25 protein-coding genes are annotated in these 24,296 nt (G+C 69.3%); 8 read left to right on the plus strand and 17 right to left on the minus strand.

The annotated features are described in order from the left end of the window. From C5B96_RS14500 to C5B96_RS14550, 11 genes are all read right to left on the minus strand, one after another. The coding region (locus C5B96_RS14500) for a D-2-hydroxyacid dehydrogenase (RefSeq protein ID WP_104246070.1) at positions 1 to 1,034 on the minus strand (1,034 nt) is incomplete at its 3' end. Positions 1,035 to 1,039: 5 nt separating this feature from the next. Next, positions 1,040 to 1,912 carry a DUF4438 domain-containing protein gene (locus C5B96_RS14505; protein ID WP_104246071.1) on the minus strand — a complete coding sequence of 291 codons (873 nt, stop codon included), beginning with the start codon at positions 1,910 to 1,912 and terminating at the stop codon, positions 1,040 to 1,042. Further along, complete coding sequence (locus tag C5B96_RS14510; RefSeq protein WP_199176668.1) at positions 1,905 to 2,852, minus strand: DUF4438 domain-containing protein; 948 nt, start codon at positions 2,850 to 2,852, stop codon at positions 1,905 to 1,907. Before C5B96_RS14510 ends, C5B96_RS14505 begins: the two co-directional genes overlap by 8 nt. Continuing rightward, positions 2,852 to 4,273: a TldD/PmbA family protein gene (locus C5B96_RS14515; protein WP_104246073.1), complete on the minus strand. Its 1,422-nt coding sequence runs from the start codon at positions 4,271 to 4,273 to the stop codon at positions 2,852 to 2,854. The genes C5B96_RS14510 and C5B96_RS14515 overlap by 1 nt, the downstream gene beginning before the upstream one ends. After that, entirely contained in the window at positions 4,270 to 5,793 is a 1,524-nt protein-coding gene (locus C5B96_RS14520) for a TldD/PmbA family protein (protein WP_104246074.1), read from the minus strand. The genes C5B96_RS14515 and C5B96_RS14520 overlap by 4 nt, the downstream gene beginning before the upstream one ends. Then, positions 5,790 to 6,986, minus strand: a complete 1,197-nt coding sequence (locus C5B96_RS14525) for a Gfo/Idh/MocA family protein (RefSeq protein ID WP_104246075.1) — start codon at positions 6,984 to 6,986, stop codon at positions 5,790 to 5,792. Before C5B96_RS14525 ends, C5B96_RS14520 begins: the two co-directional genes overlap by 4 nt. A 28-nt stretch (positions 6,987 to 7,014) precedes the next feature. Beyond that, complete coding sequence (locus tag C5B96_RS14530) at positions 7,015 to 7,947, minus strand: ABC transporter permease (RefSeq protein WP_104246076.1); 933 nt, start codon at positions 7,945 to 7,947, stop codon at positions 7,015 to 7,017. Positions 7,948 to 7,951: 4 nt separating this feature from the next. Then, positions 7,952 to 8,875 (minus strand): ABC transporter permease, encoded by a 924-nt coding sequence (locus tag C5B96_RS14535; protein ID WP_104246077.1) that lies wholly within the window; start codon positions 8,873 to 8,875, stop codon positions 7,952 to 7,954. Beyond that, complete coding sequence (locus tag C5B96_RS14540; protein WP_104246093.1) at positions 8,872 to 9,867, minus strand: ABC transporter ATP-binding protein; 996 nt, start codon at positions 9,865 to 9,867, stop codon at positions 8,872 to 8,874. Before C5B96_RS14540 ends, C5B96_RS14535 begins: the two co-directional genes overlap by 4 nt. Then, the gene (locus C5B96_RS14545) at positions 9,864 to 10,880 is read right to left on the minus strand and encodes an ABC transporter ATP-binding protein (RefSeq protein ID WP_104246078.1); all 1,017 of its coding nucleotides are present in this window, start codon (positions 10,878 to 10,880) and stop codon (positions 9,864 to 9,866) included. The genes C5B96_RS14540 and C5B96_RS14545 overlap by 4 nt, the downstream gene beginning before the upstream one ends. Positions 10,881 to 10,955: 75 nt before the next feature. Then, a complete protein-coding gene (locus C5B96_RS14550) occupies positions 10,956 to 12,593 on the minus strand; it encodes an ABC transporter substrate-binding protein (protein ID WP_158507198.1) in 1,638 nt (545 codons plus the stop codon). Positions 12,594 to 12,740: 147 nt separating this feature from the next. Here C5B96_RS14550 and C5B96_RS14555 point away from each other — a divergent pair, with 147 nt between their 5' ends. After that, positions 12,741 to 13,475 (plus strand): GntR family transcriptional regulator, encoded by a 735-nt coding sequence (locus tag C5B96_RS14555; RefSeq protein WP_104246080.1) that lies wholly within the window; start codon positions 12,741 to 12,743, stop codon positions 13,473 to 13,475. Here C5B96_RS14555 and C5B96_RS14560 read toward each other — a convergent pair. From C5B96_RS14560 to C5B96_RS14570, 3 genes are all read right to left on the minus strand, one after another. Continuing rightward, the gene (locus tag C5B96_RS14560; RefSeq protein WP_104246081.1) at positions 13,450 to 14,460 is read right to left on the minus strand and encodes an oxidoreductase; all 1,011 of its coding nucleotides are present in this window, start codon (positions 14,458 to 14,460) and stop codon (positions 13,450 to 13,452) included. The genes C5B96_RS14555 and C5B96_RS14560 overlap by 26 nt on opposite strands. A gap of 142 nt (positions 14,461 to 14,602) precedes the next feature. Continuing rightward, a complete protein-coding gene (locus C5B96_RS14565) occupies positions 14,603 to 17,197 on the minus strand; it encodes an ATP-dependent Clp protease ATP-binding subunit (RefSeq protein ID WP_233189223.1) in 2,595 nt (864 codons plus the stop codon). Positions 17,198 to 17,295: 98 nt separating this feature from the next. After that, positions 17,296 to 17,919 carry a hypothetical protein gene (locus C5B96_RS14570; RefSeq protein WP_104246082.1) on the minus strand — a complete coding sequence of 208 codons (624 nt, stop codon included), beginning with the start codon at positions 17,917 to 17,919 and terminating at the stop codon, positions 17,296 to 17,298. Between the two features lie 64 nt (positions 17,920 to 17,983). Between C5B96_RS14570 and C5B96_RS14575 the strand changes: the two genes are divergently transcribed. Beyond that, a complete protein-coding gene (locus tag C5B96_RS14575; RefSeq protein ID WP_104246083.1) occupies positions 17,984 to 18,472 on the plus strand; it encodes a GNAT family N-acetyltransferase in 489 nt (162 codons plus the stop codon). Here the strand turns inward: C5B96_RS14575 and C5B96_RS14580 are convergent. After that, positions 18,447 to 19,253 (minus strand): putative protein N(5)-glutamine methyltransferase, encoded by an 807-nt coding sequence (locus tag C5B96_RS14580; RefSeq protein ID WP_104246084.1) that lies wholly within the window; start codon positions 19,251 to 19,253, stop codon positions 18,447 to 18,449. The genes C5B96_RS14575 and C5B96_RS14580 overlap by 26 nt on opposite strands. Before the next feature lie 241 nt (positions 19,254 to 19,494). Here C5B96_RS14580 and C5B96_RS14585 point away from each other — a divergent pair, with 241 nt between their 5' ends. The 4 genes from C5B96_RS14585 (at position 19,495) to C5B96_RS14600 (ending at position 21,916) form a co-directional block, all read left to right on the plus strand. Next, a complete protein-coding gene (locus C5B96_RS14585) occupies positions 19,495 to 20,226 on the plus strand; it encodes a GAF and ANTAR domain-containing protein (protein ID WP_104246085.1) in 732 nt (243 codons plus the stop codon). Positions 20,227 to 20,230: 4 nt separating this feature from the next. Continuing rightward, positions 20,231 to 20,944, plus strand: coding sequence for a GAF and ANTAR domain-containing protein (locus tag C5B96_RS14590; protein ID WP_104246086.1), 714 nt, complete (start codon positions 20,231 to 20,233; stop codon positions 20,942 to 20,944). Positions 20,945 to 21,082: 138 nt separating this feature from the next. Then, positions 21,083 to 21,274: a hypothetical protein gene (locus C5B96_RS14595; protein WP_146078200.1), complete on the plus strand. Its 192-nt coding sequence runs from the start codon at positions 21,083 to 21,085 to the stop codon at positions 21,272 to 21,274. A gap of 18 nt (positions 21,275 to 21,292) precedes the next feature. Then, positions 21,293 to 21,916 (plus strand): histidine phosphatase family protein, encoded by a 624-nt coding sequence (locus C5B96_RS14600; RefSeq protein WP_104246088.1) that lies wholly within the window; start codon positions 21,293 to 21,295, stop codon positions 21,914 to 21,916. 13 nt (positions 21,917 to 21,929) lie between these two features. Here C5B96_RS14600 and C5B96_RS14605 read toward each other — a convergent pair whose 3' ends face one another. Beyond that, positions 21,930 to 22,760 carry an anti-sigma factor gene (locus tag C5B96_RS14605; protein ID WP_104246089.1) on the minus strand — a complete coding sequence of 277 codons (831 nt, stop codon included), beginning with the start codon at positions 22,758 to 22,760 and terminating at the stop codon, positions 21,930 to 21,932. Further along, positions 22,757 to 23,263, minus strand: a complete 507-nt coding sequence (locus C5B96_RS14610; RefSeq protein WP_104246090.1) for a sigma-70 family RNA polymerase sigma factor — start codon at positions 23,261 to 23,263, stop codon at positions 22,757 to 22,759. The genes C5B96_RS14605 and C5B96_RS14610 overlap by 4 nt, the downstream gene beginning before the upstream one ends. Before the next feature lie 143 nt (positions 23,264 to 23,406). Between C5B96_RS14610 and C5B96_RS14615 the strand changes: the two genes are divergently transcribed. Both C5B96_RS14615 and C5B96_RS14620 read left to right on the plus strand, forming a co-directional pair. Beyond that, positions 23,407 to 23,907 carry a Rieske (2Fe-2S) protein gene (locus C5B96_RS14615; protein WP_104246091.1) on the plus strand — a complete coding sequence of 167 codons (501 nt, stop codon included), beginning with the start codon at positions 23,407 to 23,409 and terminating at the stop codon, positions 23,905 to 23,907. Between the two features lie 9 nt (positions 23,908 to 23,916). Then, on the plus strand, positions 23,917 to 24,296 hold a 380-nt coding region (locus C5B96_RS14620; RefSeq protein WP_104246092.1), incomplete at its 3' end, for a DUF2231 domain-containing protein.

A 24,296-nucleotide genomic window follows, 5' to 3' on the forward strand; every position in this document is an offset into this window, starting at 1 on the left:
GTCGACAACCTGCGCCGCCTCCGGGCGGGGTCGTAGAGGTTGCGGAGGGGGCGGCCCGCCCGGAGGCGGCGCAGGTTGTCGACGAAGAGGTCGACCAGCGTCTCGTTCTCGCTCGCCACGGTCGACGCGGAGTGCGGCGACAGCAGCACGTTCTCGAGCTCCCAGAGCGGGGAGTCGGCGGCCAGCGGCTCGTGGTTCACGACGTCGAGCGCCGCCCCGAGCATCCGGCCGCTCGACAGGGCCTCGATCAGCGCCTCTTCGTCGACGATCTGGCCTCGCGAGATGTTGACCAGGATGGCGCCCTCCGGCAGCTGGGCCAGTTGCTCCCGGCCGATGAGCCCCTCGGTCTCGGGTGTCAGCGCCGAGCAGAGCACGAGGATGTCGGTCGCCGGGAGCACCTCGCCCAGCCGCCCGATGTCGCTGAGCGCGACCCCCTCGGGCAGCTCGTACGACCCGCCGACGCGGCCGACACCGGTGACCCGGGCTCCGAGGGCGTGGAAGGTGGCGATGACATTGCTGCCCATGCCGCCGATGCCGACGACCGCGACCCGCAGCCCCGCGAGCTGACGCGTGGTGTAGCGCTGCCACTCGTGCCGCTGCTGCTGCTGGCGCAGAAAAGGAACGCCCTTCACGAAGTACAGCGCGCCGGTGAGGGCGAACTCGGCGAGCGGGATGGCGTGGGTTCCGGCCGCTGTGCTGACCGTGATGCCGCTGGCGTCGAGCCCGGTGCGGGTCATGAAGGCGCCGATGCCGGCGCTGGTGGCCTGGATCCAGCGGAGGTTCGGCGCAGTCGTCGGCAGCGCCGCGGGGTCGTTCCAGTCGAAGTCGAAGGCGACGTCGGCCTGCGCCAGGAGACCGAGCCAGCGCTGCCTGCCCGCCTCGTCGAGCTCCGGCCGGGCTCCCCCGTGGTCGGCCGTGTAGCGGGGAACCGGCAGCAGCTCGGGGGCGTAGAGCACCTCGACGTCGGATTCGGCGGCGATGCGGTCGACGAGCGCGGGTTCGAGGTAGGTGGAGATGAGCACCTTCGTGGGCATGACCCTCACCGTACCCGGCTGGGCAGGGCCGCCAGAACCGACTCGGTCAGTGCGGGGACGGCCTCGGCATCCTGCAGCTCGAAGCGGAACGCACTCCGCGGTCCGGTCACCATCGGCACGAGACCGGGGCCGTGGCCGGGCATCGGGGAGCCGCCGTGGCAGATGAGGCCGATCGTGACCCAGTCGCGGCGGTAGCCCATGTTGTGGCGCACGTCGAGGTTCTCGACCGCCCAGAGTTCGCCGAGGCGCATGTCGCGGCCGGCGAGGTCGGGCGAGTCGGCGACGACGGCGAGATCGACGTCCCACATCTGGGCGGGGCGGCCGATGCCGTTGCCGCAGACCTTGCTGGGCAGCGTGCCGGCGAGGGCGACGGAGAGCACGTCGTCGCCGGCGCCGAACGGCAGCAGCGCGAACAGCTCGGGGTCGACGTTCATCACGGCCACCCCCTCGGGCAGGCCCTCGGGCACGAAGCCCTGGCCGACCGAGCGCACGCTGAACTGGTCGCCCGGGAGCAGGTCGGCCAGCACGTCGTCGGGCAGCGACACGATGACCCGGCCGCTCTCACCGCGCTTGCCGACCACCCGGCCGACGGCGCCCGTGGCGAGCCCGGAACGCACGACGACCTCGTTGCCGATGCAGGAGAACGCGGTGAGCGCGAAACGCGCCGCCGGGTCGCCGTGCACGAGGCTGACGCCCGGCGCGACGTGATCGCCGTCGGTCGCGAACACCGAGTCGCCGAGGTGAACGCCCTGCACGATTCCGCCGTCGCCGACGGGCACGTAGGGATGCCCGTCCCTGTCGATGCGGTACGCGACCATCGGGGTGAGCGCGGCGTGTTCGGCGAGCCCGAGCAGGTTGTTCGCGACGAGGTCAGGCATGGGTGGTCTCCGGAATCGAGGAGGAAGAGGTGGAGGTGGTGGAGGTGGAGGTGGTGGAGGTGGAAGGAGAGGAGGCCGAGGAGGAGGAGAGCGCGACGGCCAGGTTCGCCTCCTCGCTCTCGGTCACGGTGAAGGCCGACGCCGGCCCCGACAGCAGGGTCGAGGGGCCCGGTCCGTGCCCGAACAGACGGCACTCCCCCGTCGAGATCACGCCGATCGTGATCCAGCCCGGCCGGTAGCCGCGGCCGTAGGAGTGGTCCTGGTCTTCGAGCAGAACGAGGTCGCCGATGCGCAGCGACTCGAGGCCGAGCGAGAGGTCTTCTGAGAGACCGGGGTAGGCGCCCATCAGGTCGGTGTTCGCGAACTCCGACAGCATGCCGCCGCCCGCTCCCGCCGCCTCCGCAGGCACCCGCTTCGCCACCTGCACCGCCAGCGTGCCGTCGTCAGCCGTGCTGAACGGCAGCCGGTCGAGCAGTCGGGGGTCGAGGTTCTTCACCCGAACAGCGGGATGATCGTGCAGCACGAGCCCCTGGCCGTACGCTTCGACGCTGACCCTGTCGCCGGTCGTCACGAGGCTGAGTGCGTCGTCGTCGAAGTCGGCCAGCACATACGCGTGCTGGCCGAACACGGTACCCGTCGCGCCGGCTGCCGGCCCGGACCGAACGGTCACCCGGTTGCCCACACAGCTGAGGAACTGCAGCGCGGCGTTCGCGCCCTCGTTCGCGTGCCGGATCGAGAGCCCCGGCTCGAGGTGGTCGCTGGCGTAGCCGGTCGCGGCCTCGCCGATGTGTGCGGCCATGCTGACCCCGCCCATGCCGGGCAGGAGGAAGGGATGCCCGTCGGCGTCGACCCGGTAACCGTGGCGGTCGGCGAGCGGCGGCCACACCTCACCGGTGAGGGTCTGGGCGACGAGCCGGTCGGCGTTGGTGCGGAGGGCCATCAGTTTCCTTTCGCGACGGGTGCGGTGCCGAGCGAGAAGCCCCGAACCCGAATGGCCGGCGACGTGGCCGAGCCGTTGAAGACGTTCATGAGCGGCTGGCTGAGAGAGTCGCGGCCGACGCCGTCGACGCGGGCCAGGGCATCCAGAACACTCATCGTGAAGCGCATCGACTCCACGGGGTGGTCGATGCGGCCGTTGCGAATGGCGAAGCAGGCGTCGCGCGTCACCCCGGTGATGGTCGTCTTCACCGGGTCGACCGTGCGGGTGTACCAGAAGCGCTGCAGGTACACGCCGTTGTCGATACCGGCGATGAGCTCGTCTTCGGTCGCGTCGGATGCCCGCAGCACGACGTTCATCGGGATGGCGTGCGGCGCCTCCTCGCGCGCGATGTGGAAGTTGCCCGTCGATTCGGTGCCGAGGGCGAAGGCGGTCTCGCGGTCGGTGACCACGGACTCTGCCCTGCCGCCCGCGATCATCGGAACATCGCGCTTCGAGGTGCCCTGGAAGTCGAACGGGAACGGCAGACCGATGTCGGCCGTCGCGTCGTCGTGCACAGAGACCAGCGGCGAGGCCACCTGCTGGCCGCCCCGGGTGGCGACAGCGCCGAAGCCCGCCGCGAGCGCCGAGCCGGTGAAGCCGAAGGCCCCGAAGAAGTCGAGCAGCTCACCGGCGGCGAGCGGCCCCAGAACCACGTCGTACTCCCCCGCGTCGAGCTTCGCCCGGCCGCGGGTGCGGGATGCCTCGGCGAGGGCGCGCTCGACGGCCGCCTCTGCTCCGAGCCGGTTCGAGAAACGGGTGAGATCCTTCCAGTGCGACGAGCCGTCGTCGATCCGCACCGTGAGCGACCCCTGTGCCTCGGAGGCCGCGGCGTAGCGCGACAGGTGCGACTCCCGGTCGTGGAACGCCACCTCTGTCACCGCCCTGCCGAACATCCCGGCGGCCACGCCACCGAGCGCCTGCGCCTCGTTCATCGCGCGGTCGGCCAGCCGGGCATGCTCGTCGACCGACCAGGCTGCGGTGTCGTCGCCCCACAGGATGCCCGAATCGAACGATTCGGCGAACCGGTCGGTTCCGGGCGCCGGCAGCGCCGTGTGCTGCGGAGCCTTCGCGACGCCGTCTGCCGCCTGCTGCGACGCGGCAGCGCAACTGCGCTCGACCGCGGCCTGCAGACCGTCGAACGAACTGGCCGCCGCCCGGGAGACCCGGCCGTCGACCTCGGCCCGCACCATGATCTGCACCTCGTCGATGGCCTGGCTCTGGTGGATGCGCTGGCCGGCGAACCGGGTGAAGTCGCCCCGGCGGGAGGTGATGAACGCCTCGATGCGATCGGCGGGTGCACCCTCCAGGGCCTGTTCGAGGGCTCCCGTCGCGCGGTCGCCGCCGAAGGCGGGGGCGAAGGTGTCTCTGGCGATGTCGGTCATCTGTCCACTCCGATTCGAACGTTGCGTACGAGCGTCGGCGACGCCCCGTGGCCGAGAAAGCCCCACTGCTTCGGTTCGCCCTTGCCGCACGGCATGCCGAACGCCTTGAACTCGCTCGGGCCGGCGACGGCCTCGACCGACTGCCAGAACTCGGGGGTGGTGCCGCCGTACGAGAAGCCGCGGAGCAGTCGCCCGCGCTTGCCGTTCTTCACCTCGTAGGCCACCTCGGTGCCGAACTGGAAGTTGTGGCGCCGCTCGTCGATCGACCAGCTGCGGTTGTCGTCGATGTAGAACCCCTCGCCGAGGCGCTCCTCGAGCTCGGCAGTGGTGCCCTCGCCCGGTTCGAGGAACACGTTCGTGGCGAAGCACACGGGCAGGTAGCCCCAGCCGTCGGAGCGGGCCGCACCGGTCGACTCGGCCCCGATGCGCGCCGCCGAATCCCTCGTCGAGAGGAAGTCGGTGATGATGCCCTCCGTGATCAGCGGCCGGCGGAGCGCCGGAACGCCCTCGTCGTCGAACCCGAACGATCCGCGGGTGCCGGGCACGGTGGGGTCGGAGGTGATGTTGACCGCCGGCGAACCGTACTTCAGCTTCCCCACCGCATCCGAGGTGATGAACGAGGTGCCCGCGTAGTTGGCCTCGTCGCCGAGGATGCGGTCGAGCTCCAGGGCGTGCCCGGTCGACTCGTGGATCTGGAGCGCCATCTGCGCCGGCCCGATGATGAAGTCGGCGTGACCGGCGGGGGCCAGGGGTGCGGTCAGCAGTTCGACCGCCTCGCGCCCGATGCGGTCGGCCTCGTCGATCATGCGGAGGCCTTCGACGTACTCCCAGCCCGCCTGCGCGGTGTTGCCGTGGAACGAGTTCGGGAACGACCGGCGCTGCATAGTGCCGTTGCCGACCGCGTTGACCAGGGCCATCGCCCCGCTCTCGATGAAGTGCTGGTGCTGAACCGACCCCTCGGTGTTCGCGAAGTGCCGGTGCTGGCGTTTCGCGTTCAGGCCGGCCTGCGCCATGACGACCTCGACCGGTGCGCTGGCCGCCGCGAGGATGCCCTCGAGCAGGTCATACCGGGTCGAAGCGGTGATCGAGAACGGGTCGGTGACGACGGGGCTCAGGTAGCTGCCGCTCGCCGCGGGCTTCGGCGGCAGCGAGGTGCGGTAGGCATTCGTCACGGAGCCTGCGGCCCGGGCGTTGCTGAGCGCGCGCTCCGCGGCGAGCGTGATGTCGGCCGTACTCGTGACGGGCAGGGAGGCGAAGCCCCAGCTTCCGTCGAGCAGCACACGGATGCCGATTCCGAGGTTGTTCTCGACGCGCTCGTCGAGGCCGGCGTCGAGGGTGGAGTACAGGCGCAGCTCTTCGGCCTCGATCAGCCGGGCGTCCGCGTAGCTCACACCCCGGGCATCCACCGCCGCCAGCGCGAACTGCAGCATCTCGGCGGCTGCCGCGTCGTCGGCCAGGTCGCCCCAGTGGTGGGCGGGATGCCCGACTGCGGTGCGGGCGAGGGTGCTGTCGAGGCTCATGCCCCGGCGCCGACGGGCTGCTCGACCTGCACGTCTGCGTCGGTCGCGGCATCGGAGGCGGCATCGCGAGCCTCGACCGCCAGCGGGAAGTCGCACCAGGCGCGCGTGCGGAACGACTTCTCGAACGCGTTGATCGTCTCCTGCACGAGCGCGCCCTGGTCGAAGTTGCCCTGGTTGAAGTCGTCGCCCGAGAGGATCTCGGTGGCGAAGTCCTTCACGAGGTTCGAGTAGAAGAGGAACGGCCACGGCTCGCTGGATGCGCCGCCCTCGGGGAAGAACTCCTGTGGAATCTCCAGCTCGACGAACTCGACCGAGTCCTTCTTGGCGACCTTGATGGTCTGGCAGATACCGGCCTCCTCGACGAGGCGCACGATGATCGCACCCTCTGAGCCGTAGATGCGCGCCTCGATGCCCGGGTAGTTGCCGACCGTCACATACGACGACTGGATGCTCGCGAGCCGGTTCTTCTCGAACTCCGCGATCCACATGTCACCGTCGTCGATGTTCATCGCCTGCATCTTGCCCGTGTCGCGCACCATGCGCTCGGGTACGAAGTTGCGCATCGTTCCGACGACGCTCGTCATCGGAGCATCGACCCACCAGTGCATGATGTCGATGATCGGGGCGCCGTAGCCCTCGATCGACGAGACAGCGATGCGGTCGGGTGACGCCTCGAGGTCGACCTGGCGGAGCGGCGTCTGCGGGTCGAGCCACTGGCTGTTCTGCTCGTAGCCGTTGAACATGTAGGGCTCGCCGATGTAGCCGGTGTCGATCAGGTGCTTGGCGAACTGGATGGCCGGGGCGAAACGGAACGTGAAGCCGAGCTTGGTCTTGACGCCCTTCTCGGCGGCGAGTGCCGCAGCGCGACGCGTCTCGAGGTAGTCGCTGTTGACCGGCTTCTCGCAGAGCACGTGCTTGCCGGCCGCGATGGCGGCCATCGAGATCTCGAAGTGCATCGCGTTGCCGGTCGCGACGTCGATGACGTCGATGTCGGGGTCGTTCACCAGCTCGCGGTAGTCGGTCACGGCGCGGGCGATGCCGAACTCCTCCGCGGCGGCGGCGAGGGCCTCCTCATTGACCTCGGCGATCGCGACGACCTCGACGCGGGGGTCGCGCTGCCAGCCGGGGATGTGCGAACGAACGGCCCAGCGGCCGGCACCGATGACGGCTACGCGCAGTTTGGGTGTTTCCATTGTGTGTTTTCTCCTTGGATGAGGTGCGTCAGCTGTTCAGCCGCACGCGCGGGTCGATGACGGAGTAGAGAAGGTCGACGATGAAGTTGACGACCACGATGAAGATGGCGGCGAAGAGAACCGTGCCGACGATCATCGGGGTGTCGAGGTTCGAGATCGCGTCGAAGGCGAGCCGGCCGATGCCGTTCAGGCCGAACACGGTCTCCACGATCACCACCCCGCCGAGGAAGTAGCCGAAATCGAGCCCGATCATGGTGAGCAGCGGAATGGCGATGTGCCGAAAACTGTGGCGCCAGAGAATGACGTGTTCGGGCATCCCCTTCGCCCGCGCCATGCGCACGAAGGGCGAGTCGAGCGTCTCGATCATGTTCGTGCGGGTCATGCGCGCATACCAGGCGCCACCACCGGCCCCGAGTGTGAAAGTCGGCAGCACCAGGTACCAGAAGACGGGGCTGCCGAGGCCGTTGAGGGGGAAGAGCCCCCAGCTGAACGCGAAGTAGTAGATCAGCAGCAGCCCGAGCCAGAACGGCGGTGCGGAGAGCCCGATCAGCGAGAGGAACGTCACGAGACGGTCGACCCAGCTGCCGCGCCGGTAGGCCGCGTAGATACCGGCGGGCACCCCGAGGATGATCTGCCAGATGATTCCGCCCACCGCCACCAGCAGGGTGGTCGGCAGCGCCGCCACGATTCTGCCGAAGACCGGTGTCTCCCGCAGAACGTACGACGTGCCGAGGTCGCCCGTCAGCAGGCGGCCGATGAACCCGAGGTACTGCTGCCAGAGGGGGTTGTCGAGACCGAGTTGCGCGTGGATCGAGGCGATCGTCGCGGCGCTCGCGTTCGGCCCTGCGAGCGTCGACGCGGGGTCGGCCGGCACGGCGTAGACGAGCAGGAACGCGAGGCTGACGACGCCGAACAGCACGATCAGCATCTGCCCGAGCCTCCGCAGAATCCACCAGGTCATGGCCCTACCTCGCCGTCGGGGTCGTCGAGTTGAGCATGTCGCTCAGCCAGTCGCCGACCAGGTTGAAGGCCATCACCGTGAGAATCAGGCAGATACCCGGGATGAAGAGCATCCACGGAGCGATCTGGAAGTACGTGCTGCCATCGGAGATCATCTGGCCCCACGAGGGCGAGGGGATGGGAACGCCGATGCCGAGAAATGACAGGGCGCTCTCGATCAGGATGCTCGAGGCCACGCCGAGCGTCGTGTAGACGATGATCGCCGGCACCAGGTGCGGGAGGATGTGGCGCCACATGATCGACCGGTGCGAGAGCCCGAGCGTCTGCGACGCGACCACGAACTCGCGCTCCTTCAGCGAGACGACCATGCTCCGGATGATGCGGGCCAGCGTCGTCCAGTAGATGAGCGCGATCACGATGATGACGTTGAAGGTGCTGCGGGTCGTCACCGCGATGAGCGCGGTGCAGAGCAGCAGGATCGGGAACGAGATCACGACATCGGTGATGCGCATGAGAATGGCTTCGACCACTCCGCCGAAGTAGCCGGCGACGATGCCGACGAGAACGCCGAAGGCCGTCGCCAGACCGTTCGCGACGATGCCGATGACCAGCGACACCTGCGCTCCGTAGATGAGCCTCGAGAGCACGTCGCGGCCGAGGGCGTCTGTGCCCAGCAGGAAGCCGGGGGTTCCGGGCGGCAGCGGCTGGCCCTGCGGCCCGAGACCGATGTCGGGGTAGGTCTGCAGCGGGTCGTGCGGCGAGAGGAGTGGCGCGGCCAGCGCGATGAGAGCCAGCGCGATGAGCACGATGATCGAGACCAGCGCGGCCGGATCCTTCTTCAGGCTGCGGAACACCTCCCGGGACCTGACCGGCTTGTCACCGAGGGCGAACGGGTCGACGGCGGCCGCTGCGGGAATGACGTCGCTCATGCCTCTGCCACCACCAGTTCGGGTTCGGCGAAATGGCACGCCGCGAGCTGGCCCGACGAGGTCACCCGGCGCGCGGGCGCCGTCGTGCGGCAGACCTCCTGCGCCAGCGGGCACCGCGGGTGGAAGCTGCAGCCGGTCGGTGGGTTCGTGGAGCTCGGCGGTTCACCGGTGAGGCGCACCCTCGGCAGGCGCACCGTTCGGTCGACCACGACGGGCTCGGGAACGGCGGAGAGCAGCGCGCGGGTGTACGGATGCTGCGGCCGCTCGAAGATCTCGTCGCGGGTGCCGAGCTCGACGATCTTGCCGAGGTACATGATGCCCACGTAGTCGGCCATGAACCGGAGGGTCGACAGGTCGTGCGAGATGAAGAGGTAGGCGAGACCCAGATCCTCCTGCAGGTCTTTCAGCAGGTTCAGCACCTGGGCGCGCACGGAGACGTCGAGCGCCGAGACCGCCTCGTCGCAGAGGATCAGGCGCGGGTCGACGCAGAGGGCGCGGGCGATGGAGACCCGCTGCCGCTGGCCGCCCGAGAGTTCCCTCGGCCGACGCGAGGCGAAGCTCTTCGAGAGCCCGACGCGTTCGAGCAGCTGGTACACCTCGCCGAGCGGGCTGGCCGGCTTGTTCTTTCGCAGCTTGATCGCCTCGAGCAGCGTCTCCGACACCTTCATGCGGGGATCGAGGGAGTCGTACGGGTCCTGGAAGATCATCTGCATGGTCTGCCGGTACTCGGCGAGCTCCCGGCCGCGCAGGGCGCCCACATCGGAGCCGTTCAGCCGCATCGACCCCCCGGAGGGCTTGTTGATGCCCATCAGCGTTCGCGCGATCGTGCTCTTGCCCGAGCCCGACTCACCGGCGATGCCGAGCGTCGTGCCCGCTTCGAGCTGAAAGCTGACCCCGCGCACGGCGGGAACGGATGCGGCCTTCCGGCCGGGGCCGGCGGAGCGCCGGAACGTCACTTCGAGGTCGTCCACCTCGAGAAGTACGGAGCTCATGCTGCGGTCGCCCCCTCGGCGAACTCGAACGCGGCCGGCGCGGCGACGCCGCACGCCACCTTCTGGCCGGGTCGGCCGTTCACGGTGTCGACGAGCGCAGGGTCGATGGTCAGGCAGGCGTCGACCGCCAGCGCGCACCGGGGTGCGAACGAGCATCCGGATGCCCGTCGACCCGCCAGCGGCGGCGCACCGCTGATCGACTTCAGCCGGCGCGGGATGGGCTCGGAGAGTTTCAGGATCGAGGCGAGCAGCGCCCGGGTGTACGGGTGCTGCGGGTCGCCCACGATCTGCTCTGCGGTACCCTCTTCGACGATGCGGCCGGCGTACATGACGAGGATGCGGTCGCAGAAGCTGGAGATGACGCCGAGGTCGTGGCTGATCAGGATGACGCCGGTGTTCAGCTCGGTCGCCATGTGGTCGAGCAGGTCGAGCACCTGGGCCTGCACGGTCACGTCGAGGGCGGTCGTCGGCTCGTCGGCGATCAGCAGTCGGGGCGAGCACGCCGTGGCGATGGCGATGCAGACGCGCTGCCGCATGCCGCCCGAGAACGCGCCCGGAAAGTCGCTCAGCCGCGATTCGGCGTCGGGGATGCCCACCCGCTGCAGCAGCTCGATGGCCCGCACGCGGCTCTCCGCCTTCGAGAGGCCGAGGTGCTCCTGCAGCGATTCGGTGATCTGCCGGCCGATGCGCATCAGCGGGTTGAGGCTCGACATCGGGTCTTGGAAGACCATCGCCGTCTGCGAGCCGCGCCACTTCTGCAGCTTCTTCGCACTGAAGCCCATCACTTCGGCCCCGTCGAAGAGCACCGTGCCCGAGGAGACGGTACCCGGCGAGGGAACGAGGCGCATCAGGGCCTGGGAGGTGAGGGATTTGCCCGAACCGGACTCCCCGACGATGCCGACCCGTTCACCGGCATTCACCGTGAACGAGACCGAGTCGACGGCGTGGAACACCCCGTCGGAGGCAGTCGGAAAGTCGACGACGAGGTCGGAGACGTCGAGGAGTGCGGTCATGGGCGCTTCCTTTCGGAAAGGGAACCGTTGCCGGCGACAGGAGGGCCACCGGCAACGGAACGGGTTCAGGAGAGGCTAGGAACGGGCCGTGCTTCCGTCAGCCTTCCAGTACTCGGCCATGTCCCAGCCCCAGATCGGCTGCGGGAAGTAGTTGCCCACATTCGCGCCGCGGATCTCGGTCTTCGTGCCGAAGTAGAGCGGCACGACGGGGTTGTCGGCGAGCATGATCTTCGTCGCAGCCGTGTAGTCGGCCGTGGCCTGGGCCGGGTCGGTGGCGGCCAGCGCCTGCTGCACGTCAGCGTCCATCTCGGGGCTGCAGTAGTAGGCGAAGTTCTGGCCCTGGGGAACGGCCGTCGCGCAGGAGAGGAGCGCCTGCAGGAAGTCCGAACCCTCGGGGTAGTCGGCCACCCAGAAGGTCAGCGCGAGCGGAGCCTTGCCCGAGCCGGCGAGCTCGGCGAAGGTGTTCGGCGCCAGGGTCTGCAGGTCGGCGTTGATGCCGATCGCCTTCAGGTCCTGCTGCATCTGGGGTGCGAGAGCCGAGAAGGGTGCGACGTTCCAGGCGTAGAACTGGGTGTCGAAACCGTTCGGGTAGCCCGCCTCGGCGAGCAGCGACTTGGCCTTCTCGACGTTCTGGGCCTGGGTGAGGTTCTCACCCGAGTTGCCGAGCACTCCCGGCGGAATGAACTCGGTGGCCGGCTTGCCCTGGCCGTTGACGAGCTTCAGCAGACCGTCGCGGTCGAAGGCGTAGGAGACGGCTTCGCGCACCTTCGGGTTGTCGAAGGGGGGCGTGTTCATGTTCATCGTCAGGTAGTAGGTACTCGGCTTCTCGATCGTGACGATCTGTTCCTTGTACTTCGCGTCGGTCGTGACCTGCAGGAACTTCGCCGGCGGGATCGGGCTGCCCATCAGGTCGATGTCGCCCTTCTGCAGCATCAGCACCTGGTTGTCGGGGTCGACGCCCAGGATCATGTGCACGTGGTCGACGTAGGGCCGGGGCGAGTCCCAGTAGTTCGGGTTGCGGTCGAGCATGACCTGCACGCCGGGCTCGAAAGTGGCGAGCGTGAACGGGCCGGAGCCGACGGGCTTCGTCGCGATCGTCGAACCGGAGTCGGCGGGGATGATCGAACCGGCCGGCATCGCCAGCACGTACTTGAACGACGAGTTCGGTGTCGCGAGCGTGATCTTCAGCGTCAGGTCGTCGACGACGACGATGCCGCTGGGCAGGCCCGTCGGGTTGGCGGCGTAGTCGGCCGCTCCGGCGATGCCCTTCCAGAACTCGGCGAGGCCGGCCTTGGTGGCGGGGTCGAGAACGCGGGCGTAGGAGTACGCGACGTCTTTCGCGGTGACCGGGGATCCGTCTGAGAAGGTCAGACCCGACTTCAGCTTCATCGTGTAGGTGAGGCCGTCATCGCTGACCGTCGGGAAGTCTTCGGCCGCCTGCAGCTTGAGGTTGCTGGTCGCGCCGTCGTAGTCGTACATGCGGTCGAAGACCATGCGCATGATGTTCCAGCAGGTGGCGCCGGTGCAGACGGCCGGGTCGAAGGTCTCGGGGTCGGATGCCGCGGCCGTCGTCATGGTGCCGCCGTAGAGCGCGGTCTCGGAGGAACCTGACGATCCACTGCCCGATGACGTGGAGCCCCCGGGTGCGGTGCAGGCGGTGAGTGCGATCGCCATGGCTGCGCCCAGCAGCACGACTCGCAAGCTTCGTTTCACGATATAACCCCTCATCTCTTGGAGTCGGACCCTTCACAGGAGCAAGCAGCCGACTGGGTGTAGCGCTGTTGATTGGGCCACGCTAGCACAAATCTGCAGACTGTCGACAATCTACTGAATGCAGTTTTGATCGTATAGGGTGTGTGCATGGACACACTCTCCCGGGCCGGGCTCTCCGGAGCGGCGGTCAACGAGCTTCGCGAAGAGATTCTCGAAGGGCGCCTGAACCAGGGCGAACGATTGAGCGAAGTGAGCCTCTCGACGACGCTCGGCGTCAGCCGTGCCCCCATCCGCGAAGCCCTGCTGCACCTCGAGCAGGAGGGGCTGGTCGTCTCACTCCCCTATAAAGGAGCGTCGGTCGTCTCGCTCTCGCCGCAGGACTTCCTCGAACTCTCCACCCTCCGCATCGCGCTCGAGAAACTTGCCTGGGCACGCGCCATGGAGCGGATCACCCCCGAGGCGATCGCCGACCTGAACGCCATCATCGGCGAGATGGAGTTCGCCGTGAAGAGCGACCTCAAGGCGAAACTCGTGCGGCTCGACCTCGACTTCCACGAACGCGTCTTCATCATGGCCGACCACTCGCGCCTCTACACGGCCTGGACCGCGATCAAGTGGCAGGTCGCCCTCTTTCTCCTGGCGCGGCGCAAGAAGGTCGACGATTACCACAACATCATCGTCGAGGAGCACGCCGAACTCATCCAGGCCATTCTGAACCGCCACGACCCCGACTTCGAGCGCCTCATCGAGCTGCACATCGGATCGGGTTACGGTCGCCTGAACAGTGCCGGTGCGGGCTCCCCCGCCGAACACCCCGCCGCCGAGCATCCCGCAGCCGGCTCCCCCGCGGCCAGCGTCAGCTCCGCCCCCGCCGCCAGGTGACGACGGCCGCCGTCGTCAGGGCTGCGCCAGCCGTCACGGCCGCTGCCGTCGCCAGGGACCGGGGGCTGGGGGCTCCGCCGACCGGAACGGCCGCACTGCCGACAGGGGCCGGGGAGAGAAAGCTCACCCCGGTCAGTTCCTCGGCCATCGCCCAGAGGTCTGCGGCCGTGGAGAGGTTGCGGGCCGCCGGGGTCGAGAGCGCCGGTCGCGGGTAGCCGCGAACCTCGCCCGGGCCGCCCGGGCCGAAGTAGTCGCCGCCCGCCGCATCCGGAGCCGTCGCTGCGTACAGAACCGGCAGTGCGCCCATCTGGGCGTTCTGGCCGAGACCGGTGAGCGCGGCGATGAGCGCGCTCTGCACCGAATCGGTGTGCGTGTGCAACTCGGTGCGCGCGAGCCCCGGGTGGGCGGCGAGCGAGCGCACAGCCGAGCCCGACGCCTTGAGCCGGCGGTGGAGCTCGTAGGCGAACATCAGGTCGGCCAGCTTGGACTGCCCGTAGGCGCCCCAGCGCCGATACGGCCGGCGCAGGTAGTTCGGGTCGGCGACGTCGATACGCCCCATGATGTGCGCGAGGCTCGAGAGCGACACGACGCGGCCGGTGATCTGCGGCAGCAGCAACCCGGTGAGCGCGAAGTGACCGAGGAAGTTCGTTCCCAGCTGCGTCTCGAAGCCGTCGGCGGTTCGCCCCTCCGGCGTCGCCATCACGCCGGCGTTGTTGATGAGCACGTCGACGGTCTCGGTCTGCTCGGCGAACCGGCGCACCGAAGCCAGGTCGGCGACGTCGAGCTGGCGAACAGTCACCTCTCCCGGCATGCGTTTCGCCGCTTCGGCGCCCCGCTCGAGGGAGCGGCACGCCAGCACGACGTGCGCACCCTGGCCCGCGAGCGCTGTCGCCGCCGCTGCGCCGAGGCCGCTGTTGGCGCCGGTGATCACGAAGGTCGTACCGGTCTGGTCGGGAATGTCCGCTGCTGTGAATCGGGAGGTCATCCCTTTACCGTACGCACATTCCCGGGCGGCGAAAGGGGGTGGCGAAAGGCGGCAGCCGCGGGCAGCCGCGGGGCAGCCACGGGGCACACGAAAGGCCGGGCACCCGCGAGGGGCCCGGCCTGTCGCCTGCGTGAGCGAGACGCTATGCCGCGAGCGGGGTCATGACCGACGCCGCATCGCCGGTGACGACGAGAGCGCCGGCGACGGCATCCACCGTCACCTGCCCACCGTCGACCAGCTCACCGGTCACCAGCAGGTCGGCGATCTGGTCGTCGACCTCGCGCTGGATGACGCGGCGGAGCGGGCGCGCGCCGTACTCCGGCTCGTAACCGTGCTCGGCGATCACGTCGACCGCCGCGTCGGTCACGGTGACCGTGATGTCGTGCGCCGCAAGACGGGCACGCGTTGCACCGAGCAGCAGCTGCACGATCTCCCGCAGCTGCGGCTGCTCGAGCTTGCGGAAGAGCACGATCTCGTCGATGCGGTTCAGGAACTCGGGCCGCATCGCCTCACGGAGCTTGCCCATGACCCGATCCCGCAGCGCCTTGTCGCTGCCGAACGCGTTCTCGGCGTTCGGTGACACGAAGCCGATCGCCCCGCCGCGGCTCGCCAGGAACTCCGAACCGAGGTTCGAGGTCATGATGATGACCGTGTTGCGGAAGTCGACCGTGCGACCCTGCCCGTCGGTCAGGCGACCGTCGTCGAGCACCTGCAGCAGCAGGTTGAACACGTCGGGGTGTGCCTTCTCGATCTCGTCGAAGAGAACGACGGAATACGGGTTGCGGCGAACCCGCTCGGTGAGCTGACCGGCCTCGTCGTAACCGACGTATCCGGGAGGGGCACCGACGAGGCGCGACACGGTGTGCCGCTCGCCGAACTCGCTCATGTCGAACCGCAGCATCGACTTCTCGTCACCGAACAGCGAGCCCGCGAGGGTCTTCGCCAGCTCGGTCTTGCCGACACCGGTCGGGCCGAGAAAGAGAAAGCTGCCGACAGGGCGGTTCTGGTCGCCCATGCCCGTGCGGTTGCGTCGCACGGCCTTCGCAACCACAGAGACTGCATCGTTCTGACCGATGACCCGGTCGTGCAGCTCCTCTTCGAGAGCAGCCAGACGAACGCGGTCGACCTCGGTTAGGCGGGAGGCGGGGATGCCCGTGGCCCGCGAGATGACGGCAGCGATCTCGGCCTCGTCGACGACGGTGACGGCATCCGCCTCTGCCCCCGTCGATTCGGCCGAGGCGCGCGATCCGAGCGAACGGAGCGTCTCGTGCACCCCTTCCATCTCGTCACGCAGCCGCGAGGCCTCCTCGTAGTGTTCGGCAGCCACCGCCGAGTTCTTCGACGCCTCGAGCTCGGCGAGCCGCGCCAGCAGGGCCGACGCGTCGACCTTCTTGCCGAGCTTCAGCCGCAGCCTCGCACCGGCCTGGTCGATCAGGTCGATCGCCTTGTCGGGCAGAAAACGGTCGGTCACGTAGCGCGCCGACAGCTCGACAGATGCACGGATGGCGTCGTCGGTGTAGGTCACACCGTGGTGCTCCTCGTAGGCGCCGCGGAGCCCCGAGAGAATCAGCACGGCGTCTTCGATGGAGGGCTCTGGCACCTGCACGGGCTGGAACCGGCGTTCGAGCGCGGCATCCTTCTCGATGCCGCGGTATTCGCGAAGCGTGGTCGCACCCACCAGGTGCAGGTCGCCGCGGGCCAGCCGGGGCTTGAGGATGTTGCCGGCATCCATGCCGCCCTCGCCTGCGCCACCGGCGCCGACCACGGTGTGGAGCTCGTCGATGAAGACGATGAGCTCCGAGCGGTGCTCGGCGATCTCGTCCATTGTCTTGGTCAGTCGCTCTTCGAAGTCGCCGCGGTAGCGGGTTCCCGAGAGCATCGCCGGCAGGTCGAGCGAGACGACACGCTTGCCGCGCAGCGCCTCGGGCACGCCGCCTTCGACGATGGCCTGCGCGAGGCCCTCGACGATCGCGGTCTTGCCGACGCCGGCCTCACCGATCAGCACGGGGTTGTTCTTGGTGCGCCGAGACAGGATCTCGACGGTCTGCTCGATCTCGTCGGCACGCCCGATCACCGGGTCGAGTCGGCCCTCGCGCGCCAGCGCGGTGAGGTCGGTGCCGAACTGGTCGAGCATCGGGGTCTCGGATGCGCCGTCGGCGGCAGCGTCACCGACGGTCGAAGCGGCACCGGCGGGTGCACCGACGCTGTCGCGCATGCCCGCCTGCAACGCCTCCGGGGTGACACCGGCTGAGGCCAGCACCTGCCCGGCCGGTGAATCCTGGCTGATCACGAGCGCGAAGAACACGTGCTCGGGGTCGATGTAGGTGCTGCCTGCGGCGCGGGCGACCTGGTAGGCGTGAAAGAGTGCGCGCTGCGCGGACTGCGTCAGCACGGGGGCGGTGTCTGAGCGCCCGCCGGCCTGCGGCAGGCGCTGCTCGGCGGCGTCGGCGATGGCGACGGGGTCGGCACCGACGCCGCGGATGGCGTCGGCAGCGGGGTTCTGGTTCGCGATGACGCGAAGGATGTGCAGGGCGTCGAGCTCGCTGTGGCCGTGTTCGAGCGCGAAGCGACCAGCCTCGGCCAGCACCTCGTGCGTGCGACGGCTCATCAGCCGGCTGATGTCGATGGAGCGTCCGGCCTGCGCCTGGCGTTCTCCCTGCAGGTAGCGTGCGAGGAATTCGTCGAACGAGTTGCCCTCGTTCTGGTCTCCCGCGGTGAAGTCTGGGGTGTTAGGCAATGTGTCCTCCTGATGAAACGTGAGTGCCCTCGACTCAAGTCAACGCGATACCCCCGGGGAGCATTCCCGACGGCCGCAAAAACTTGAGCGAAGGTGACTCAACGTAGCTTCGGAGCAGCCCGGCCCTTCGTGTTTCGACCGAGCGCCTGCAGGTCGATGTGGCGGAGCGCCATCATGCGCCCCGCCCGCTTCTGGGCATAGTCGGGCTCGGTCGCCGAGCCCGCGACCCGGTCGAGACGCTCCTCGACATTGCCCCGAACCTCCTGCCAGGCGCTGTCGCGGGCCGTCTCGACCACCTCGTCGACGAAGGCAGGCACCCCGCGCAGGCGGGTGAGCTCCGACGCCAGCGCCGAATAGGTCACGCGGCGCTGGGTGAGCAGCTTCAGCTCTTCGCTCGCCTCCTCCGCCTGCTGGCCCGACTTGCGCTTCTTCGCGGCCAGCGTCGCCGACTGGGTGCGCATGCGCCGCGCGTAACTGACCTGTTCGAGGGCGAGGTCGATGAGCTCCGAACGCACGAACACCCGCGCGCTCTCGCTGTCGAACCGGCGGTCTTCCCGTAGAGCCTCGACGATGACGAAGTTCTTCGTCGCCATCGTGAGTGCGAGCTTCGAGATCAGCACGCCCTCATCGACCGCCCGGGCGACCAGCGCGGCGTCGATCGGCATCAGGTCGAGCCGGTTGCGCCGCAGAAGCAGCCCGAGGCGCGCTCGCCTGCTCACCACCTCGCACCTCCTTGCACCCCTCCAATCTACGGCGTCGCCCGACCTCGCCATAGGCTTGGCAACCATGCAGCTACGCGATGCGGTTCCGGATGATCTGCCGGCCATCCTCGACATCCACAACGACGCCATCCAGAACTCCGTCGCCATCTGGACCGACGAGCCCGTCACCCTCGCCGAACGCGCGGGCTGGCTCGAGGCGCACAGCCGCGGCGGATATGCCGTGCTCGTCGCCGAAGAAGACGGCGTTCTGCTCGGCTACGCCAGCCTCGGCGCCTGGCACAGCAAGAGCGGCTTCCGGCACACCGTGGAGGACTCGATCTACCTGCGGCCCGACGCGACAGGCCGCGGCATCGGTCGCGCACTGCTCGGGGCGCTGCTCGAACGTGCCCGGGCGGGCCGATACCACGTGGTCGTGGCCGACATCGAGGCCGGCAACGCGGCATCCATCCGCCTGCACGCCTCGTTCGGCTTCGAGGTGACCGGAACGGTGCGCGAGGTGGGCACCAAGTTCGGCCGCTGGCTCGACCTCACGACGATGTCACTGGTTCTCTGAGGCCGATCACGACGGTGACCTCGTACTCGTCGCTGGTCGTCGTGACCACCGAGAGGCCGGCGGCTTCGAAGGCGGCTGCCGCGTCGCCCGCCTGGGCCTCGTTCACCTCGGTCAGGAGGGAACCGCCCGGGGCGAGCCACCCGGGCGCCTCCGCCGCGATTCGACGCTGCAGATCGAGCCCGTCGGGGCCACCGTCGAGGGCCAGCCGGGCCTCGTGCAGACGCGCCTCGGGAGGCATCAGCTCGAGTGCTTCCGTGGGCACGTACGGGCTGTTCGCCACGATGACGTCGAAGGTGGCCCGGAGGCTGCCCGGGAGGGCGTCGAAGAGGTCGCCCTCGAACACCCGGTCGGGCTGCCCGAGGGTGCGCCCCGCGTTCCGCACGGCGGCCGGGTCGAGGTCGGCGGCGTAGAGCTCCGCGAAAGGGATGCCCGCCTGCACCGCTCGGGCGATGGCGCCCGATCCGCAGCAGAGGTCGAGAACCCGCGGCCGCCCGTTCGGCGCGCTCGCGACCCTCGATCGGGCGAGCGACAGGGCCACACCGGCCAGGTACTCGGTTCGGCGACGCGGAACGAACACCCCGGCATCCACACCCACCCGCAGCCCCGCGAAGAGCGCCCAACCGACGATGTGCTCGAGCGGGAACCCGGCGACCCGCCGGGCGACCATGTCTTCGAGAGCGTCGGCATCCCGTGCTTCACCGAGAAGCAGAGTGGCCTCGTCTTCGGCGAACACGCAGCCCGCCGCCCTCAGCCGGGCGACGACCCGGTCGTAGGTGCTCAGTCGCGGTCAGTCGCGATAGGGCGACTTGAACATCGCGATCGCCGCTGCGATGCCGATGATGCCGACTCCCGCCGTGATGAGAGCGATCAGCCCGATGAACAGACCTTCCATAGCGTTTCTCCCAGCGTTTCGCCTGCCGCGCAGTGTGTTCCACGGCGTCGCATCAAGCGTACCAAGCGCGAGTACGCTGGGGGCACGCGCACGCCTGCCGGCGTGCGTTCGGCGCGCAACCGGAGGGGCCATGGTCGACAGAACGGTCTTCAACGAGGCCATCAGGGATATCTCGACGGCGCATGAGGGGGGCGCGGCATCCGGAACCCGCCCGAGCCTCTGCAGGCCCTTCCTCAAGGTGCTGCCGGTCGCGGGCGCGGCGCTCTCGACGATCGGGAGTGGTCTCGGCGTGGCGACGGTCTGCGCGAGCGACGCGGCGGCCGCCCGTATCGACGAGCTGCAGATCGATCTCGGCGAGGGCCCGTGCTGGGATGCGATCGCCACAGGGAAGCCGGTCATCCGGCCCGACCTCGCGGCCGAACCTCGACCCGACTGGCCCGTCTTCATGAAAGCGCTCGCGCAGTTCGACATCGGCGCGATCTTCGCCTTTCCGCTCGCGCTCGGCCAGCTCGAGGTCGGCTCCGTCGATCTGTACTCCCACGACGCGAGAGACCTCACAGACACCGAGATCGCCGACGTCGAAGCCCTCGGCGAGATCGCGGCCTGGCAGGTGCTGAGGCGCGTCGTCGCCGATCTCGACCAGGCTGGGGTCGACGTCGACGCCGACCCCAGCCCCGGGTTCTCGCGCAAGCAGGTGCACCAGGCGACCGGCATGATCATCGCCCAGCTGGAAGTGTCGGCGACGGATGCCCTGCTGCTGCTGCGCGCCCACGCCTTCGCCTCCGAGCGGACCGTGCGCGAGGTCGCGTTCGACGTCGTCTCGCGCACCCTCGACTTCTCCTCACCGACGCTGGGTGCCTAGCCAGATGGCCGCAGAGAGCCGTGAGGCACTCCTCGCCTCGACCTTCGTCTCGCTGGCCGACACGCTCGTCGTCGGCTACGACGTGGTCGACCTGCTGCAGACGCTGGTCGACACCTGCGCCACCCTGCTCGACGCTGCCGCCGCAGGGCTTCTCCTGGCAGACGAGAGCGGCGTGCTCGAAGTCGTCGCCTCCACGAGCGAGCGCACCCGGCTGCTCGAGATTCTGCAGCTGCGCACCGGGCTCGGGCCGTGCGTCTCGTGCTTCGAGACCGGTTCTGTCGTGTCGGTCGACGACATTCGAGAGGTGCCCCCGGAGTGGGTCCTCTTTCACGACGGCGCCCTGGAACAGGGTTTCCTGTCGGTGCATGCCGTGCCCCTTCGGCTGCGTGGGTACACGATGGGCGCGCTGAACCTCTTTCGGGAGACCACGGGCCCGCTGAACGAGCACGACGCGGCGGCGGCCCAGGCCCTGGCCGACGTCGCCACCATCGGCATCCTGCACGAACGGGCACTGCGCCAGAGCGAGCAGACCCGGGAGCAGTTGCAGCGCGCTCTCGACAGCCGGGTGGTGATCGAACAGGCCAAGGGGCTGATCGCCTACTCCACCGGGCTCGACATGAATGGCGCCTTCGCGAAGCTCCGCTCCTATGCCCGGTCGACGGGCCAGCCCGTCAGCCAGGTCGCCGACCAGATCGTCAACCGCACCCTCAGCATCTGACGGCGACCTTCCGGATGCCCGCCGCGGCGCACCTTGTCTAGGCGCAGCCGACGGTGTTAGCGTGAGGGGCAAACGCCGCCCAGGACCCCGGTGGTGGCGGATCCGATCGGATCCGTTCATCCAATCGATCGGGGCATCATGAGCACACAGGTACGCGAACAGGCGCAGGTCGACCGTCACGACGACGAAGATCCGCCTCCGACCTCCGCTCGGATCGAGCAGGTCTGGCCGCAACCGCTCCGCGCCCTCCCCTTCATCTTCGGCGCCGACTACGACCGGGTCGTCGACGATCTCGACTGGGGGATCGTGCAGAATCCGGGTACGGCCTGACAGTGCGAGAATGTCAGCGTGACTGCTCCGACCACCCTCGCTCTCGTTCGACACGGTGAAACCGACTGGAACGCCGAGCGCCGCATCCAGGGCAGGTCAGACGTTCCCCTGAACGACACGGGCCGCGCCCAGGTGCGCGCCACCGCAGCGGAGCTGAACGCCGACGACTGGGATTTCGTGGTCTGCTCTCCGCTGTCGAGGGCACGCGAGAGCGCCGACATCCTGGCCGCCGAGCTGGGGCTCGAGGTGGTGCGCGAGATCCCCGAGCTCGTCGAGCGTCACTACGGCCTCGCCGAGGGCATGCAGGACGGCGACGAACTGCGCGCGCTCCGCATCCCGGGCGGGTTCGTCGAGGCCGAGACCGAAGAGGCCGTCGCCGTGCGGGCCTCCCTCGCCCTGCGGGAGATCGTCGAGACCAGCCCCGGCTCGCGGGTCATCGTCGTCGCGCACGGCACGTTCATCCGGCTCGGCCTCGCCGCCCTCAGCGGCGGCCCGGTCGCGAACATCTCGAACGCCGGGCACTGCGTGATCGAACACGTGCTGGGTGACGACGACGTCGCCGAGTGGTCGCTGTCGATCGTGAACGGTGCCGCGTGGACCGTGCCGGCGCAGCATGCGCGCCGCGCCGCCCTCAAGGGCTAGCCGGCGCCGACCGCTACCCGGCCGGGCTGAGCACCGAACGCAGCAGCACGGTGCCGCTCTCGGTCGCGACGATCGACACCGACGCGATGTCGGCGCGCCGGATGCTCGTGGTCGCTGTCGGGGTGGCGGTCGTGCCCGGCCCCGACATCCAGCTCGCGACCTCTGTACTGCGGCCCTGCCGATCGGTGACCAGCATGGAGTAGCCGAGCGCCTCGGCCGAGCCGGCCTCGCCGCGGTAGCTGCAGGTCCAGTCGATGCGGGTGCCCCACGGCTCGTCGGCCAACTTCGCGTCGGCTTCGAGCGGGCTCGCGACCTCGGCGGTGAAGGCGACCTCGGCTACGGATGCGGGTGCGGGGGCCGTCGCGGGGGCTGTTGCGGGCGCTGCGGCCTGGGGCTGCGCCGACGTTCCGGGCTGCGCGGGCGGCAGGCTGACGATCAGGGCGATGGCGACGGCCGCGGCGACCGCCAACGCTGCTGCGGATGCGGCCAGCAGGCGGGTGCGGGTGCGGGTGCGGCGCACGCGGCGGGCGAGGTCGGCGAAGGCCGGGCGCTCTGCGGGGCGGTCGGCCGGTTGGCCGGACGGGCGTTCGGTGCGGCGGTCGGTCGCGCGGGTGCCGTCACCCATCTGTGCGGTCCCGGCATCCGGAGCAGCATCGTCGAGCAGCGAGAACGCCTCGACCGGCGAGACCGAGGCGAGCAGGGCGGGCATGCCCGCGAGGTCGGCCAGTGCCCGGGTGCAGTCGGCGCACCCGGCGAGGTGCTGCTCGTACTCGTGGCGTTCGGCAGATGAGAGCGAACCGAGCACGTACGCGGCATCCCACTCGCGATAGCGATCGTCGCTCACCTCGTCACCCCCTTCTCCTGCAGGGCCAGGCGCAGCGCGCGCAGCCCGTAGTGCAACCGCGACTTGACCGTGCCGTCGGGAATGCCGAGGTGCGCGGCGATCTCCGCGACCGATCGCTGGCCGTAGAACGAGTGCACGAGCACCTCCCGGTGCGGCAGCGACAGGGTCGCGATGGCCTCGGCGACCAGCCAGGCCTCGAGCGCCGCGTCGACACGGTCTGCGGATGCCCGTTCCGGCAGCGTGTCCGTGCCGATCTCGTTGCGCGACCGGGCACTCCGCCAGTCGTCGATCACGAGGTTGCGGGCCACGGTGAACAGCCACGCCTGGCGCGCCTCTGCGGTGGTCTCGAGCATGCGGGCGTTCCGCCAGGCCCGGAACAGGGTCTCCTGCACCACATCCTCGGCCAGTTGGCGGTCGTTCGTGAGGCGGCAGGCGAAGCGCAGCAGGGCGGAGGCATGCTGGTCGTGGAGTTCGCGCAGCAGGGTCGCCTGGTCATCCGTCATGCTCGCCTCCTGTCGCTTCACCCGTATATACGACGGCCGATCAGAAAAAGTTCAACCGAATGTGAACCTCCCGCCGGGCGTTCTCGTAGGTACGGGTAGAAGTATCTCAAGTGACCCCCTCTCGCCGCAGGAACAGGAGCATCATGACCGAGAAAACGAACATCAGCCGCCGCGTCGTCATCACCGCAGGAACGACAGGGGTGATCGGAGCAGGAACGCTTCTGCTCGCCGCCTGCAGCACGGGCGGGGGCGAGACGGGTGCCGCACCGGCGGCGTCCAGCGCAGGCACCGGCGCCCCCGCCGTGCCGACCGCAGCCGCGACGGGCGGCGCCGGATCGGGTGCCGCGGCCGGCGGAGCCGAGATCGCGAAGCTGGCGGATGTTCCGGTCGGCCAGGCGACGAGCGTCACCTTCAACGGCGAGTCGCTGCTCGTCGCACAGCCCACCGCGGGCTCCGTCGTCGCGTTCAGCTCGGTCTGCCCGCACCAGGGCTGTGCGGTGGCCTTCGCGAAGACGGATTTCGCGTGCCCCTGCCACGGTTCGACCTTCGACCTGGCGACCGGCGATGTCACCCACGGTCCGGCGGTGAAGGGCCTGTCGCCGGTCTCCGTCGCCGTGTCGGGCGACGCGATCGTCTCCGCGTAGGCTCTGCTCATGCTCCCCAACGAGGTCAACGGACTCCCCCTTCACATCCTGCTGGTGCATGTCGTGGTCATCGTGCTGCCCGCTGCGGCGCTGCTGACCGTGATCGGTGCGCTGTGGCCGGCGTTCCGGCGAAAGCTCGGCGTGGTGACGCCGATCGTCGCCCTTGTCGGCCTCGTCAGCGTGCCGCTCGCGACCAACGCCGGCGAGTGGCTGGTGCAGCGGGTGGCCTCCACCCCGCTCGTGCAGGCACACGTCGCCCTCGGTGACACGCTGCTGCCGTGGGCGATCGGCCAGTTCGTCGTGGCGACCGCGATCTGGGCCTGGTACCGCTGGTGCGCCGCGGCGCACCAGCGGTACCAGGCCCAGATCGCGGTCGCCACGACGAACTG

The organism is Subtercola sp. Z020 (assembly GCF_002931235.1).
GTDB lineage: Bacteria > Actinomycetota > Actinomycetes > Actinomycetales > Microbacteriaceae > Subtercola.

What these genes read in the sequence shown, in the direction of transcription:
- C5B96_RS14505 (WP_104246071.1), bottom strand. Translation starts at nt 1,912, where the DNA reads ATGCCTGACCTCGTCGCGAACAACCTGCTCGGGCTCGCCGAACACGCC.
- C5B96_RS14510 (WP_199176668.1), bottom strand. Translation starts at nt 2,852, where the DNA reads ATGGCCCTCCGCACCAACGCCGACCGGCTCGTCGCCCAGACCCTCACC.
- C5B96_RS14515 (WP_104246073.1), bottom strand. Translation starts at nt 4,273, where the DNA reads ATGACCGACATCGCCAGAGACACCTTCGCCCCCGCCTTCGGCGGCGAC.
- C5B96_RS14520 (WP_104246074.1), bottom strand. Translation starts at nt 5,793, where the DNA reads ATGAGCCTCGACAGCACCCTCGCCCGCACCGCAGTCGGGCATCCCGCC.
- C5B96_RS14525 (WP_104246075.1), bottom strand. Translation starts at nt 6,986, where the DNA reads ATGGAAACACCCAAACTGCGCGTAGCCGTCATCGGTGCCGGCCGCTGG.
- C5B96_RS14530 (WP_104246076.1), bottom strand. Translation starts at nt 7,947, where the DNA reads ATGACCTGGTGGATTCTGCGGAGGCTCGGGCAGATGCTGATCGTGCTG.
- C5B96_RS14535 (WP_104246077.1), bottom strand. Translation starts at nt 8,875, where the DNA reads ATGAGCGACGTCATTCCCGCAGCGGCCGCCGTCGACCCGTTCGCCCTC.
- C5B96_RS14540 (WP_104246093.1), bottom strand. Translation starts at nt 9,867, where the DNA reads ATGAGCTCCGTACTTCTCGAGGTGGACGACCTCGAAGTGACGTTCCGG.
- C5B96_RS14545 (WP_104246078.1), bottom strand. Translation starts at nt 10,880, where the DNA reads ATGACCGCACTCCTCGACGTCTCCGACCTCGTCGTCGACTTTCCGACT.
- C5B96_RS14555 (WP_104246080.1), top strand. Translation starts at nt 12,741, where the DNA reads ATGGACACACTCTCCCGGGCCGGGCTCTCCGGAGCGGCGGTCAACGAG.
- C5B96_RS14560 (WP_104246081.1), bottom strand. Translation starts at nt 14,460, where the DNA reads ATGACCTCCCGATTCACAGCAGCGGACATTCCCGACCAGACCGGTACG.
- C5B96_RS14575 (WP_104246083.1), top strand. Translation starts at nt 17,984, where the DNA reads ATGCAGCTACGCGATGCGGTTCCGGATGATCTGCCGGCCATCCTCGAC.
- C5B96_RS14585 (WP_104246085.1), top strand. Translation starts at nt 19,495, where the DNA reads ATGGTCGACAGAACGGTCTTCAACGAGGCCATCAGGGATATCTCGACG.
- C5B96_RS14590 (WP_104246086.1), top strand. Translation starts at nt 20,231, where the DNA reads ATGGCCGCAGAGAGCCGTGAGGCACTCCTCGCCTCGACCTTCGTCTCG.
- C5B96_RS14595 (WP_146078200.1), top strand. Translation starts at nt 21,083, where the DNA reads ATGAGCACACAGGTACGCGAACAGGCGCAGGTCGACCGTCACGACGAC.
- C5B96_RS14610 (WP_104246090.1), bottom strand. Translation starts at nt 23,263, where the DNA reads ATGACGGATGACCAGGCGACCCTGCTGCGCGAACTCCACGACCAGCAT.
- C5B96_RS14615 (WP_104246091.1), top strand. Translation starts at nt 23,407, where the DNA reads ATGACCGAGAAAACGAACATCAGCCGCCGCGTCGTCATCACCGCAGGA.